Raw genomic sequence first — 13,141 nt, 5'->3', positions numbered from 1 at the left:
CCTATTCATCTCCCTTTATCTTTTGTCCAATTTAGATGTAATCACATCTCCAATAATTTGAATTATGAAGACGATAATTAGAATAACGATCGTCGCTACAAGCGTAACGTCATTTTGATTTCTTTGATAACCCTCCAAATAGGCTAGATTACCAAGCCCGCCTGCACCGATGACCCCGGCCATTGCGGTATATCCAACCAATGCAATCGATGTTACCGTAATCCCGGAAATAAGGGCAGGCATCGACTCTGGAAGCAGGACCTTCCAAATGATCGTGCTCGTTTTTGCCCCCATCGATTTAGCGGCTTCAATTACACCTTTATCGATTTCACGAAGGCCGATTTCAACCATACGCGCATAAAATGGGGCCGCACCGATAATAAGTGCGGGCAGTGCAGCGTTCTGTCCGATCATGGAACCGACAAGCGCTTTAGTGAAAGGAATGAGCAGCACGATCAAAATAAGAAATGGAATGGAACGGAATATATTGACGACAGCACTCATGATCCCGTTGACTGCCCGGTTTTCCCACATATTACCCTTCCCTGTCAGGAAAAGGATCAATCCTAATATTATGCCTATAAAAAAGGTTGCCACTACAGAGACGCTTGTCATGTAAAGCGTTTCCCTCGTAGCTTCAATAATGTCTTCCCAATCAACATTCGGCAATAATTCTTCAAGCATGAGTAATCACCTCCACGCCTACCTGCTGTGCTTTAATGAATTCGATTGCGCGGAGCATTTCATCCTCTTTGCCATCTAGATGGATAAACAATGTTCCATATGAACCGCTTCTTGTTTGGGATATCTTACCTTGAACGATATTGACATCCAACTCGAAGTTACGTACAAGCTTGGTGATCAATGGGCTTTCTGCATGATCGCCTACAAAGGTCAATTGAATCACTTTGCCTGCAGGATAGCGTTCGAGCAAATGGTCCATCGTTTCTTTCGTTTCTTCTGGTTCCGTTACCTGTTGCACGAAACGCTTCGTCATTTGTTCTTTAGGATTCTTGAAAACATCCAGGACAGGTCCCTGTTCAACAACTTGCCCGCTTTCCATCACGGCGACGCGATGGCAGATTTTACGAATCACATGCATTTCATGTGTTATCAAGACGATCGTCAATCCCAGGCGCTGATTGATGTCAACAAGCAATTCCAGTATGGAGTCGGTAGTCTGCGGATCCAAGGCAGAAGTCGCTTCATCACACAGCAGCACTTTAGGGTCATTTGCCAGAGCCCTGGCAATTCCCACCCTTTGCTTTTGCCCCCCGCTTAATTGTGAAGGATAGGCCTTTTCCCTGCCTTCCAGTCCGACTAACTTGATCAATTCGTTCACACGCTTGGTTCGTTCAGTTTTAGAAACTCCTGCAATTTCCAATGGGAAAGAAATATTTTCCTGAACGGTCCTTGACCATAATAGATTGAAATGTTGGAAAATCATGCTGATTTCTTGACGGGCCTTACGGAGCTGAGCCCCTTTAATTTTTGAAATTTCCTTCTCAGCCACCACAACGGATCCCTCTGTCGGTGTTTCCAATCCATTGAGCATTCTGATCAAAGTACTTTTCCCCGCTCCACTGTAACCGATGATACCGAAAATCTCGCCTTTATTTATTTCAACATTCACATTATTTACAGCCTTGATCGTCTCACTGTTTCCTTTTCCTGTTCGGAAAAGCTTACTGACTTTCGTCAATGTAATCATTAATCCTCACCTCTTTTATCCAATAAAACCTATGAACTTAGTTGATTTCTCTACATTATTAGTCTGTTTCTCATATCCTGCAAAGGTTTTCCCCATAAAAATAGAAAAAACCTTTCTGCATGAGCAGAAAGGCAGGTGAAGAAACAGGCCTTCCTCTCATCTTCCAAAGTGATTAAACTTTGTGTGAATTGGCACCTTTCCAAGGAAATCTCCTTGTCGGTTGCCGGGTTTCATCGGGCACATCCCTCCACCTCTCTTGATAAGAGCTAATATATAGAATATTTGTACAACATTAAGTTCTTTAGTATGGTGAAATTTTATCATAGATAAAAAAGGAGCGCAATGTATATTATTTCTAGTACAACAATGAACAGGAACTTTGCTTAAACCGTTTTGGAAGTCAAGGAGACGATATTCGTCGCCTTTTCAATTGCCTGCTCCAAATCTTCTATTAAATCCTCTACATTTTCAATCCCAATGGATAAACGGACTTGGTCGGCACGCACACCCGCTTTTGCAAGACCTGCCTCATTCAATTGTTGATGGGTCGTACTGGCTGGGTGGATGATCAAGCTCTTCGCATCCCCTACATTCGCCACATGGGACCATAATTCCACCGAATTGATAAGTTTTGCCCCAGCTTCGCGATTACCTTGTATCCCAAATGTGACGACAGATCCAGCTCCCTTTGGCAAATATTTATCCGCAAGGGCTTTATCGGGATGATCCTCATCACCGGGATGTGAAACCCAAGTCACGGCAGGATGGTTTTTTAAATATTTAATGACAGACTTGGTGTTTGATAGATGCTCTTTCATCCTAACATGGAGCGTTTCAAGTCCAAGCGTAAACTGGAATGCACTTTGGGCACTTAGCGCAGGGCCCAAATCACGGAGTAACTGGACTCGGGCTTTCGTTATGAATGCGGCAGGTCCAACTGCCTCGGCGTATACCAGATTGTCGTAACTTGGGTCAGGCTCCGTGAAGCCAGGGTAGTTTGGCGAGTTCCAATCGAATTTCCCTCCATCCACGATGACACCGCCTAGCGTCGTTCCATTTCCAAGAAGCCATTTTGTAGCGGAATGGATGACGATATCCGCTCCAAAATCAATTGGTCTGCAAAGATACGGTGTCGCGAAGGTATTATCAATGATTAAAGGTATGCCGGCTTCATGGGCGATTTTCGCTACCGCTTCAATATCAAGCACCCTCAAACTTGGATTTCCGATCGTTTCAGCAAAAATGGCTTTAGTTCTTGGCGTAATCGCCCTTTTAAAATTTTCAGGGTCATCTGGAGAAACGAATTTCACTTTTATCCCATATTTAGGAAGAGTATTTTCAAAAAGGTTATACGTACCGCCATATAAGGTAGAGGCTGAAACAATCTCATCCCCTGAAGCGGCAATATTCAGGATTGAAAGTGAGATGGCCGCCATTCCGCTTGCCGTTGCCAATCCGCCGATACCGCCTTCCAGTAAGGCCATTCTTTCCTCAAAAACGCTGACCGTGGGATTATGAAGCCGTGTATATATATAGCCATTCTCCTTTAGGCCAAATAATTTCGCTGCATGGTCGGTGTCTTTGAACAAGTATGCATTGCTTTGGTAGATAGGAACTGCACGGGCACCTGTTTCATCAGCTTGCAGACCGCCATGAACACTCAATGTTTCGAAACGCAACTTTTTCCCTGACATATTAATTCTCCTCTTTTTTATGGATTTAATTGGAATTATATGAAATCTGGCCTTTTATAAACAAAAAAACCACTTCAATAAGAAGAGGTTTCAAGAACACACCTCATCTACCAGAGCCAACACTCTGCTGGAATTAGCACCGTATATAAAATTTATACCGGTTGCCGGGCTTCGTCGGGCCAGTCCCTCCGCCACTCTTGATAAGAACTATTAAATTCTGCCGTTACTTTACTTAATTCAAAATATAGCATTTTAGAATAAATCAGTCAATGAATTGTTAGAATATTCTTTGTTTATTTTCAACTTGCATTCAAATGTACGCAACAAAGAAACCAACCACGGATCTGATTGGTTTCCTAGCTGATTTCCTTAAGCAATCCGTACAAATAAGGAACGGATTGAAAGGCATATATTTTTTTGTGCAGCTGTCCTTCTTTGAAAAGCAATAAGCAAGGAACACTTTCGATTTCATATGATTCGGCAATTGCTTGGACATAGTTCATATTCATTTTGCCTGCCTTCAATTCCGGGAAAAGCTCCAAGGCTATCGTCAGCATCTTGGATGCCACCTGACAGGTGCCGCATAAAGGCGTATATAAATATAAGCAAAAGGTTTCCCCACTTTCAACAGCAAGCTTACACTCTTCTTCTTTCCATTCCTGCATCAATTAGTCGTTCACCCTTTGACTTAAAAATTTCATTTTCACATTCATATTGGCAGATAGGAGCACAGTTGCGATATGATGTTCGGGTGAGCTTTCCACTTCTTTGTATATTTTATTGATATACAGGTGGTTCGCTTCCGGCATTTCCCTTCGGAACTGCTTCCGCAGCTTTTCTCCTGATTCATCTGCGTCAAAAAGGAGATAAACATCACGGTCCATCAATTCTTCCACTAATTCATCCAGCTTAGTTAATGATATGGTCCCATTCGTACATCTTATTTCCACATCTTCATTTAAAACGGAGGCAACTTTTCTTCTATCGGAACTGCCTTCTACTATGATCACTTTTTCGAATTCGCCCCACTCCATGTCATCACTCCATCTCACGAATTATGTGCGCAACTCACCCACTGTACAAAATGAAAAAGAGAGCAGGCCTTTTCAGTCCCCCCTCTCCTTCTTATTAACCGTTGATTAAACTCTCATACTCTTCAGCGCTCATCAAGTTTTCAATATCACTGCCATTAGATGGTTCAAGCACGACCATCCATGCCTTTTCATAAGGAGACTCATTTACATATTCAGGGTTGTCACTTAAATCTTCGTTTACTTCAACAACCTTGCCACTGATAGGTGCATAAAGCTCAGAAACGGTCTTAACGGATTCAACACTTCCAAATGGTTCGTTCGCTTTCAATTCATCGCCGATTTCCGGAAGCTCAACGAATACGATGTCCCCAAGCTCGGACTGTGCGAATGCCGTAATTCCAATGCGCACTGTTCCATCTTCCGTTTTGACCCATTCATGTTCTTTAGTGTAACGAAGTTCTTTTGGTGTTGTCATAATTAACCCTCCATATGTACATCTTATTTTATCTATTACATTATAAGGTAGATTGTTTGTTTAAGTAAGGAATTAACCAAATATTTTGTGAAATTTCAGTTCCAAACCTGTTCGAATTGCTCTTCTTTGAAACCTACCGTCACTTTGGTGCCATCCGTAACAATCGGCCTTTTCAGAAGCATGCCATCTGTGGACAATATATCAAGCATCTCTGCTTCAGAAGCTTCTTTCAGCTTATCCTTTAAGCCCAGCTCCCGATATTTTTGACCGCTAGTATTGAAAAACTTCTTCAACTCCAAATTGCTGTTTTTATATAGTTGTTCTATTTCAGTTCGCGAAGGGGGATTATCCGCTATATGGATCGCTTCATATTGCAGTTCATGATTATCCAGCCACTTCTTCGCATTACGGCATGTACCGCATTTTGGGTACCAATATAATGTTAAGCCCATCATTTCACCACCTATCAATAGAATACCCGTTTTTACCACGCAATACAACGAAATGTCTTTTGAATTTCCAATCCGATTTCATCAATTGAAATAAAGGGAATGCCATTGCGGGCATTCCCTTTACGGATTCTGACTCATTGCTTAAAGAGCATACTTTTCCGCTTCGATTACCTTGACGGAAGCTTCGCGTTTTTTCGCAATGACATTGATCGGAGTGTGTCTAGTCAGCTTGCGGAGCGAGGAAAGCATGATGCGAAGAGTATCCCCTGTTTCCACCGCAATTAACGTTTCCTTTGCATGCTGTTCTATTTCATTGAAAGCTTCCTGAACGAAGATTTCAGTGTAAAGCACTTTTTGTTTGTTCTTCTCCAGACCTGTAGTTGCAATTGCCTTTTCCGTACGCAATACTACGGATTCAGCTGCATAGGCAAGGGATGCGATATCAGCAATGTTGGAGAGGATTTCTTGTTCTTGATCAAGACTTTTTCCGTATTTCTGTGCCGCAAGCCCAGCTGCCAAAATACCGATTTTCTTAGCGTTCCTAACAAGCATTTTTTCTTGTGCCAGTGGCTCATCGCCAGGTTCTTCCGGCATCATCATCATTAATTCCTCTTGCAGGCCTTGAGCTTTTTGAAGTAGCGGCAATTCCCCTTTAAGCGCTTTCTTCAAGAAAGTTCCCGGGACAAGCAATCTATTGATTTCATTCGTACCTTCAAAGATCCGGTTAATACGGGAGTCGCGATATGCTTTTTCAATTTCATACTCCTGCATGAAACCATAACCGCCATGAAGCTGTACGCCTTCGTCCGTAACGTAATCCAATACTTCGGAAGCAAAGAATTTATTCAATGAACATTCAATCGCATATTCAGCGATTGCAGCCGCCATTGATTTCCCATCTTTCACTTGCTCATCCGTCAATTTGCTTTGTCTTTGATCATAAAGGCCAACGGTACGATATACAGAGCTTTCTGCTGCATAAATCTTAGCTGCCATTGTTGCAAGTTTTTCTTTCGTCAAGTTAAAATCGGAAATTTTCGTTTTGAATTGTTGACGTTGATTCGTATAAGCAGCTGTAATCTCAAGGGCGCGTTTGGATCCGCCAACAGCACCGACGCCTAATTTATAGCGGCCGATATTCAGGATATTGAAAGCGATGACATGCCCTTTTCCCGCTACACCCAAAAGGTTTTCGACTGGTACATGAACATCTTCGAGGATTAAAGTACGTGTGGATGAGCTTTTGATCCCCATTTTCTTCTCTTCAGCCCCAGTTGATACGCCTTTATAATCACGCTCAACAATGAAAGCCGAGAATTGTTCACCGTCGATTTTCGCGTATACACAGAATACATCTGCAAAACCTGCATTTGTAATCCATTGTTTTTCACCATTTAAAATATAGTGCGTTCCTTCTGCATTCAGTTTCGCTGTCGTTTTTGCTCCCAAGGCATCTGAACCTGAGCTTGGTTCCGTTAAGGCATACGCAGCAATCTTCTCACCCGTTGCAAGTAATGGAAGGTATTTTTTCTTTTGGTCTTCATTCCCGAACAATACGATCGGCAAAGATCCGATACCTACATGTGCACCATGCGTAATTCCGAAGCCGCCTGCAAGTGCCATTTTTTCCGTAATCAATGCCGAACTGATTTTATCAAGGCCCAATCCGTTATATTCCTCAGGAACATCAGCACCAAGTAAACCGATTTCACCTGCATGCTTCAGTAATTTAACGGAACGGTCAAACTCATGGTTTTCTAAATGTTCAACCTGCGGCAGAATTTCATTCACTACGAATTCCTCGGAAGTTTTGGCTATCATTTTATGCTCATCAGAATAATCTTCCGGAGTAAACACTTGATCATACGTAATATCTTCTATTAAAAAGGCTCCGCCTTTAATGAGGTTATCTGTAGTTTGATTGGACATGTTATTTCCTCCTATGTGTTTAAGATAGTAAATCCGCCGGAAGCATGACAGCTTCCGGAAGGGGTGGGATTACGCCATTAATTCAAATACTCCGGCAGCACCCATTCCGCCGCCGATACACATTGTCACGACTCCGAACTGTTGGTTTCTGCGCTTCATTTCATGAAGCAGGCTTAATGTCAATTTTGCTCCCGAACATCCTAGTGGATGGCCTAAGGCGATGGCTCCGCCATTTACATTAACAATCTCTTCATTCAATCCGAGCTCACGAATGATTTGGATGGATTGGGAGGCAAAGGCTTCATTCAATTCAAATAAACCAATATCTGATAACTCAAGACCTGCTAGCTTCAAAGCTTTAGGTATGGCTGCAATCGGCCCGATGCCCATAATTTCAGGCGGTACTCCAGCTACAGCAAAGGAACGGAACTTACCCATCGGTTTCATCCCTAATGAAGAAGCCTTTTCCCCGTCCATGACCATGACCGCGGCTGCACCATCACTCGTCTGTGATGAATTCCCTGCTGTTACGGATCCTGTAACGGAGAATGCAGGTCTTAGTTTTCTTAGCACTTCGGCAGTCGTGCCTGGACGAACGCCCTCATCCTGTGTAAAAGTAAATGATTTTTCCTTTAACTTAAGATCTGGTCCCACTGAACGAAGGGTTACGTCAACCGGTACGATCTCATCGGAAAACTTTCCTTCTGCAATGGCCTTAGCCGCCTTTTGATGACTTCTAACAGAAAATGCATCTTGATCGTCACGGGAAATGCCGTATTTTTTTGCAACGGCTTCAGCAGTGTGACCCATACCCATATAATATTCCGGTGCCGTTTCCGCAAGTCTCGCGTTCGGACGTGTTACATGGCCCATCATTGGCAAAAGGCTCATGGATTCCGCCCCGCCTGCAATGACTGTATCACTTTGGCCGAGCATGATCCTTTCCGCTCCATATGCGATACTTTGCAGCCCGCTTGAACAGTAACGATTAATCGTTATGGCCGGTACTGTATAAGGCAACCCTGCCAATGCTCCAATGTTACGAGCCATGTTCAATCCTTGCTCCGCTTCAGGCATTGCACAACCGATAATCAGGTCATCTATTGTGCCTTCATAATTCCCTGCACGCTTTAACGTTTCCTTTACGACAAGAGCCCCTAAATCATCAGGACGTACACTAGCAAGAGAACCTTTTTTCGCTCTTCCTACCGGAGTCCTAGCTCCAGCTACTATTACCGCTTCTTTCATGAGGATCCCCCTTACTCATTTTTAAGCTATCGATCTATTGTCTCGTTTTGGCCATATCTTCATCTATTCATCAATTACGGAGTGGTTTACCTTTAACGAGCATGTGCTGCATCCTTGCCTGGGATTTCGGAGTCGAAATCAGTTTTAGGAATGCCTGTTTTTCTAGGTTCAAGATATACTGTTCATCTACTTCCGTGCCAAATGGGAGTTTTCCTCCTGCCAGGACGTATGCAAGCTCTTTGGCTATGACAAGGTCATGTTCTGATAAGAATCCTGAAAGGCGCATGGATTCCGCCCCTAATAGAAGTGCGGCATATCCAGTTTCACCTACGACAGGGATCTTTGTGCGGGCTGGAGCGGTATAGCCTTGTTCATGCATGGAAAGTACCGCCTGTTTCGCATCATATAGCTGATGATCCGCATTCACGCTTATCCCATCAGCTGAATTGAGGAAATTATTCCCTCTCGCTTCCTCGGCGGAGGTCGAAACTTTTGCCATGGCGACCGTTTCAAATACTTGGTTGGCCACTTTTTGCAAGTCGAAATCTACACCCTTCGGCATATTCCTCAACGTCTTCACATAAAGTTCCTTAGTCCCGCCCCCGCCTGGGATCAAGCCTACACCAGGTTCCACTAGTCCCATATACGTTTCAGTCGTTGCCTGGATGCGCGCTGCCGGAAGGGACACTTCAGCCCCCCCGCCAAGTGTCATATTAAACGGGGCAACCACTACAGGAACTGCACTGTACTTAATTTTAAGCATCGCCTGTTGGAATTGGCTGATGACCATATCGAGTTCAAAAATATTGTCATCCTGCGCTTCCATCAGCATCATTGCAATATTAGCGCCGACACAGAAATTCTTTCCTTGGTTTCCGATGACCAGTCCTTTAAAATTCGCTTCCGCTTCGTCGACCGCCGCATTGATCATTTGAATGATATCCAGACCGATTGCATTATTCGGTGAAGTGAATTCAAGCAGAGCCACTCCATCGCCGATATCAATCAAGCTTGCACCACTGTTTTTCTTGATTACGCCTTTTTGCTTCTTGATCGCTTTAAGATTGATCACTTTAGGATTTTCGACAAGTTCTTTATATTCACTATTATCATAATAGTGGACCATGCCATTTTCTTCTTTATAGAAAGACGTGATGCCTTTAGCTAGCATATCCTTCACCCATTGCGGAACGGTGATGCCTTCCGCTTCCATTCGGGCTACCGATTTTTCTACACCTATCGCATCCCAGGTTTCAAAAGGTCCTGTGGACCATCCGAAGCCCCATTTCATCGCTTGATCGATCGCCACGATGTCGTCCGCGATGTCTCCAAGCAGCTGGGCAGAATACACTAGCGCCGGATTCAGGACATTCCAAAGTAATTGGCCGGCACGGTCTTCGCTATAAACAAGCGCTTTCATTTTATTTTCCAAGCCCTTGGCCTGTTTAGCCATTTCGATGGATGGCGTTTTTAATCGTTTTCGTGCAGCATATTCAAGGGTTTCGGGATCCAGTTCAAGGATTTCCTTGCCTTTTTTCAAGAAGAATCCTTGGCCTGACTTGCTTCCAAGCCACCCATTCTTAAGCATCTCATTCATGAACTCAGGTATCTTGAAAACCTCTTTTTCTTCTCCATCCACCTGGTCATAAACGTTTCTGGCAACATGGGCAAAGGTATCCAATCCAACTACATCAAGTGTCCGGAATGTCGCGCTAGTTGCCCTTCCAATCAACGGACCTGTAACCGAATCGACCTCACCGACACTGTATCCGCCTTTTTGCATTTCCCGCAGAGTGACCAATAAACCATAAGTTCCAATGCGGTTTGCGATGAAGTTAGGGGTATCCTTGGCTTCGACAACACCTTTTCCAAGTACATCTTCGCCGAAGCGTTTCATATATTCGAGCACTTCTGTTGAAGTTGCCTTAGTAGGAATGATTTCCAACAATTTAAGATAACGCGGCGGATTGAAGAAATGAGTTCCCAGGAAGTGCTTTTGAAAGTCCTCCGAACGGCCTTCTGCCATAGCTTCGATTGAAATTCCGGATGTATTCGATGAAACGATGCTTCCCGGTTTACGATGCTGATCAACCTGGGCGAACACACTTTGCTTAACCTCAAGCTTCTCAACGACCACTTCGATGATCCAATCGACATCCTTTAAACGACTTATATCATCTTCCAGGTTTCCTGCCTCGATCAACGCAATGTTTCCCTTAGCCGAAAGCGGAGCTGGTTTCTGTTTTAAAAGTTTCGTAATCGCAGTTTGGCTGATACGGTTACGCACTTGTTTATTCTCTAATGTCAGTCCCTTTTTCTTTTCATCCTCAGTGAGTTCACGAGGTACAATATCCAATAATAAAGTCGGAATGCCGATGTTAGCAAGGTGTGCAGCAATCCCTGATCCCATAACTCCTGACCCTAGAACAGCAGCCTTTCGTATTTGTCGAACCAAGTTTATATCCCCCTTACACATTTTATTGAATGAATGCTCATTCATTTTTAATTCAAAAAAATTTTGAATATTTTTTCTTATTACTAATATAGAATATATTTGGAAATTCCGCAATGATTAAACAGGAAAAAAATATTTTTTTCTCCGCGTTCTTTCGGTTATTTATCCTCCGTTCAGTAAAAAATAACCGGGCAGGAGGTGACTTATATAATGAAGCGTAAAGATAATCCTTCTAAAGCAGCCGTAAGCGCAGCAAGCGTCAAAGGCAATGCCGGTCCTGGCGCCGAACGTCAACATGGAATCAATAAAGTGAACAGCCAGAACAATCAGTTCAAAAGATAATCCTTCTTAATCTGAGCAGCCGTCCCTTTTCCGGGGCGGCTCTCGCTTCCTATTTCTTGAATAGGCCTTTTAAAACGAAAGCAATATTGGCCGGCCTCTCCGCAAGGCGACGCATGAAATATCCATACCAATCCGTACCATAAGGAACATATACCCTTACCTTATATCCTTCTTTAGCAAGTTCAAACTGCTTTTCAGTGCGGATGCCGTATAACATTTGAAATTCAAACGAATCCCGCGGAATGCCCTGATCTTTGACCAATTCCCTCGTATAATCAATGATTTTATCATCATGTGTGGCAACGGCTGTGTAATTTCCATTTTGCATATGCATCTTGATGATTTTCTTGAAATTCTCATCCACATCTTTTTTTTCGGGAAAAGCCACTTCCCTTGGTTCTTTATAAGCCCCTTTAACAAGTCTTAGATTTGGATGGTATGCATCCAGCTCCTCAATATCCCTCTCAGTCCGATACAGATAAGCTTGGATGACAGTCCCCAATTCATTATATTCAGGCTTAAGGTTTTTGAATACATCCAAAGTCGGCTGACAGCGCGGAAAATCTTCCATATCAAGCGTCACGAAAACACGATGGGCTTTAGCTTCATCCAAGATCCTCCGCATGTTATTCATTACGACTTGTTCGGACACATCCAAGCCCATCGAGGTCAGCTTCAGGGATAACTGTGAATCCAGTTCATTTGTGCCAATCATCCGGATAGCTTCGATGCACTCATCTGCCATCTTCCCTGCTTCTAGTTCATCTTCAATGAATTCACCTAAATAATCAATGGTGACAGCAAGCCCTTTCCGGTTAAGATCAGCAATCACATCACATGCCATATCCAAAGATTCTCCTGCCACGAAACGAGATGCACCAAACCGCAGCCCGTATTTTTTCGCTGCCTTTGTCATAGCTTTATTCTTTGATAAAAAAAGGAATAGATTTTTCAGGATTCTTTCCATCTGCATTCCCCTCCAAATCATTTTGGAAAATAGATGCACAAGATTATTTTACCATTTAATTCATTTTTCAGATATTTAGAAGCAAGAATAAAAAAATTTCATGAAGGGAAAATTAAGCTCGTTTAAAAGAACACTTAAGGAGGTAGAATGATGGAACAGCAAAATTCGTTTAATAGCCAACAGCAGCCGACCGGCTTTATGAAACAGCCGCCGGAAATGGTTTCGGTGAAAGATAGCTTATACTTAACCGATATGCTTGCATGGAATCTGAATGCGGTTAAAAAAGCACATTTTTTTGCCACACAATGTAAGGACCCGCAAATCATTGATGCGTTAAATCGGTGCGGACTGATGCATCAACGCCATTACGATACCATTTTGAAACACTTGAACCCAAACCAAAATCAGGGTCAACAACAATATCAATAAAGGAGGGTTCTTGATGCCCAATGAAAACAAAGTCCAAAATCCTGAATCTCCCGTGGCAAAGACACCGCAAATGAATGACAGGGATTTTATAAATGATATGCTTTCAACTGAAAAGTACTTTTGTAACTCCCTTTCCGTTGCCCTGCATGAAATGAGTAACCAAGCACTATTCCAAGACATTTTCTCCATTTCCAAAGAAAATCAGGAGATGCAGCGTGAACTCTATAACCTTATGTTCGAAAAAGGCTGGTATAGTTTAGAAAAGGCGCAAGCAACTAGCTTAGGCCAATCGTATCAACAATTTTCCGGTTATAAAAATCAATTCCCATCTGGAACTAACATTCAATAAGCAAACATTCAGGGGGGGGATTCCGCTCCTTTTGTTTTTTTGCTACAAATAAAGCC

At 43.0% G+C, this 13,141-nt stretch carries 14 protein-coding genes and 2 riboswitches; of the genes, 3 read left to right on the top strand and 11 right to left on the bottom strand.

Going from position 1 to position 13,141, the window contains the following annotated elements:
* Positions 1 to 15: 15 nt before the first annotated feature.
* From ACIQYG_RS05460 to ACIQYG_RS05415, 10 genes are all read right to left on the bottom strand, one after another.
* On the bottom strand, positions 16 to 684 hold the full coding sequence (locus ACIQYG_RS05460; RefSeq protein WP_402836062.1) for a methionine ABC transporter permease: 669 nt from the start codon (positions 682 to 684) through the stop codon (positions 16 to 18).
* Positions 677 to 1,711: a methionine ABC transporter ATP-binding protein gene (locus tag ACIQYG_RS05455; RefSeq protein WP_252278957.1), complete on the bottom strand. Its 1,035-nt coding sequence runs from the start codon at positions 1,709 to 1,711 to the stop codon at positions 677 to 679. Before ACIQYG_RS05455 ends, ACIQYG_RS05460 begins: the two co-directional genes overlap by 8 nt.
* A 153-nt stretch (positions 1,712 to 1,864) precedes the next feature.
* Positions 1,865 to 1,977: riboswitch (SAM riboswitch) on the bottom strand.
* A 117-nt stretch (positions 1,978 to 2,094) separates the two neighbouring features.
* Positions 2,095 to 3,405, bottom strand: coding sequence for an O-acetylhomoserine aminocarboxypropyltransferase/cysteine synthase family protein (locus tag ACIQYG_RS05450; RefSeq protein WP_402836060.1), 1,311 nt, complete (start codon positions 3,403 to 3,405; stop codon positions 2,095 to 2,097).
* Between the two features lie 100 nt (positions 3,406 to 3,505).
* Positions 3,506 to 3,612, bottom strand: a riboswitch (SAM riboswitch).
* A gap of 149 nt (positions 3,613 to 3,761) precedes the next feature.
* The gene (locus ACIQYG_RS05445; protein WP_402836352.1) at positions 3,762 to 4,070 is read right to left on the bottom strand and encodes a thioredoxin family protein; all 309 of its coding nucleotides are present in this window, start codon (positions 4,068 to 4,070) and stop codon (positions 3,762 to 3,764) included.
* A gap of 3 nt (positions 4,071 to 4,073) precedes the next feature.
* Positions 4,074 to 4,439 carry a toprim domain-containing protein gene (locus ACIQYG_RS05440; RefSeq protein ID WP_402836058.1) on the bottom strand — a complete coding sequence of 122 codons (366 nt, stop codon included), beginning with the start codon at positions 4,437 to 4,439 and terminating at the stop codon, positions 4,074 to 4,076.
* 94 nt (positions 4,440 to 4,533) lie between these two features.
* Positions 4,534 to 4,914, bottom strand: coding sequence for a glycine cleavage system protein GcvH (gcvH, locus tag ACIQYG_RS05435; protein ID WP_402836056.1), 381 nt, complete (start codon positions 4,912 to 4,914; stop codon positions 4,534 to 4,536).
* A gap of 95 nt (positions 4,915 to 5,009) precedes the next feature.
* Positions 5,010 to 5,366, bottom strand: coding sequence for an arsenate reductase family protein (locus ACIQYG_RS05430; protein WP_034310119.1), 357 nt, complete (start codon positions 5,364 to 5,366; stop codon positions 5,010 to 5,012).
* Positions 5,367 to 5,507: 141 nt separating this feature from the next.
* A complete protein-coding gene (locus ACIQYG_RS05425) occupies positions 5,508 to 7,295 on the bottom strand; it encodes an acyl-CoA dehydrogenase family protein (RefSeq protein ID WP_402836054.1) in 1,788 nt (595 codons plus the stop codon).
* Between the two features lie 69 nt (positions 7,296 to 7,364).
* On the bottom strand, positions 7,365 to 8,543 hold the full coding sequence (locus ACIQYG_RS05420) for an acetyl-CoA C-acetyltransferase (RefSeq protein ID WP_402836052.1): 1,179 nt from the start codon (positions 8,541 to 8,543) through the stop codon (positions 7,365 to 7,367).
* A 70-nt stretch (positions 8,544 to 8,613) separates the two neighbouring features.
* Positions 8,614 to 10,998: a 3-hydroxyacyl-CoA dehydrogenase/enoyl-CoA hydratase family protein gene (locus ACIQYG_RS05415; protein WP_402836050.1), complete on the bottom strand. Its 2,385-nt coding sequence runs from the start codon at positions 10,996 to 10,998 to the stop codon at positions 8,614 to 8,616.
* 207 nt (positions 10,999 to 11,205) lie between these two features.
* Here ACIQYG_RS05415 and ACIQYG_RS05410 point away from each other — a divergent pair, with 207 nt between their 5' ends.
* Positions 11,206 to 11,340, top strand: coding sequence for a YuzL family protein (locus ACIQYG_RS05410; RefSeq protein WP_072273724.1), 135 nt, complete (start codon positions 11,206 to 11,208; stop codon positions 11,338 to 11,340).
* A 49-nt stretch (positions 11,341 to 11,389) separates the two neighbouring features.
* Here ACIQYG_RS05410 and ACIQYG_RS05405 read toward each other — a convergent pair whose 3' ends face one another.
* Positions 11,390 to 12,307 carry a proline dehydrogenase family protein gene (locus tag ACIQYG_RS05405; RefSeq protein ID WP_402836048.1) on the bottom strand — a complete coding sequence of 306 codons (918 nt, stop codon included), beginning with the start codon at positions 12,305 to 12,307 and terminating at the stop codon, positions 11,390 to 11,392.
* 147 nt (positions 12,308 to 12,454) lie between these two features.
* On the opposite strand from ACIQYG_RS05405, the gene ACIQYG_RS05400 reads away from it, so the two are divergent.
* Complete coding sequence (locus tag ACIQYG_RS05400; RefSeq protein ID WP_402836046.1) at positions 12,455 to 12,736, top strand: hypothetical protein; 282 nt, start codon at positions 12,455 to 12,457, stop codon at positions 12,734 to 12,736.
* A gap of 13 nt (positions 12,737 to 12,749) precedes the next feature.
* A complete protein-coding gene (locus ACIQYG_RS05395; protein ID WP_241592696.1) occupies positions 12,750 to 13,085 on the top strand; it encodes a spore coat protein in 336 nt (111 codons plus the stop codon).
* The last annotated feature ends 56 nt before the right edge of the window (positions 13,086 to 13,141 follow it).

The sequence above is a fragment of the Peribacillus sp. NPDC096622 genome, assembly GCF_044762665.1.
GTDB lineage: Bacteria > Bacillota > Bacilli > Bacillales > DSM-1321 > Peribacillus > Peribacillus frigoritolerans_B.
Note: the sequence above shows the minus strand (reverse complement) of the source record. Positions and strands in the feature narration are given on the sequence as shown.

Bases quoted from the DNA above. Each gene is read 5' to 3' on its own strand.
- ACIQYG_RS05430 (WP_034310119.1), bottom strand. From the start codon at position 5,366: ATGGGCTTAACATTATATTGGTACCCAAAATGCGGTACATGCCGTAAT.
- ACIQYG_RS05445 (WP_402836352.1), bottom strand. From the start codon at position 4,070: ATGCAGGAATGGAAAGAAGAAGAGTGTAAGCTTGCTGTTGAAAGTGGG.
- ACIQYG_RS05460 (WP_402836062.1), bottom strand. From the start codon at position 684: ATGCTTGAAGAATTATTGCCGAATGTTGATTGGGAAGACATTATTGAA.
- gcvH (WP_402836056.1), bottom strand. From the start codon at position 4,914: ATGACAACACCAAAAGAACTTCGTTACACTAAAGAACATGAATGGGTC.
- ACIQYG_RS05455 (WP_252278957.1), bottom strand. From the start codon at position 1,711: ATGATTACATTGACGAAAGTCAGTAAGCTTTTCCGAACAGGAAAAGGA.
- ACIQYG_RS05405 (WP_402836048.1), bottom strand. From the start codon at position 12,307: ATGGAAAGAATCCTGAAAAATCTATTCCTTTTTTTATCAAAGAATAAA.
- ACIQYG_RS05400 (WP_402836046.1), top strand. From the start codon at position 12,455: ATGATGGAACAGCAAAATTCGTTTAATAGCCAACAGCAGCCGACCGGC.
- ACIQYG_RS05395 (WP_241592696.1), top strand. From the start codon at position 12,750: ATGCCCAATGAAAACAAAGTCCAAAATCCTGAATCTCCCGTGGCAAAG.
- ACIQYG_RS05450 (WP_402836060.1), bottom strand. From the start codon at position 3,405: ATGTCAGGGAAAAAGTTGCGTTTCGAAACATTGAGTGTTCATGGCGGT.
- ACIQYG_RS05440 (WP_402836058.1), bottom strand. From the start codon at position 4,439: ATGGAGTGGGGCGAATTCGAAAAAGTGATCATAGTAGAAGGCAGTTCC.
- ACIQYG_RS05425 (WP_402836054.1), bottom strand. From the start codon at position 7,295: ATGTCCAATCAAACTACAGATAACCTCATTAAAGGCGGAGCCTTTTTA.
- ACIQYG_RS05420 (WP_402836052.1), bottom strand. From the start codon at position 8,543: ATGAAAGAAGCGGTAATAGTAGCTGGAGCTAGGACTCCGGTAGGAAGA.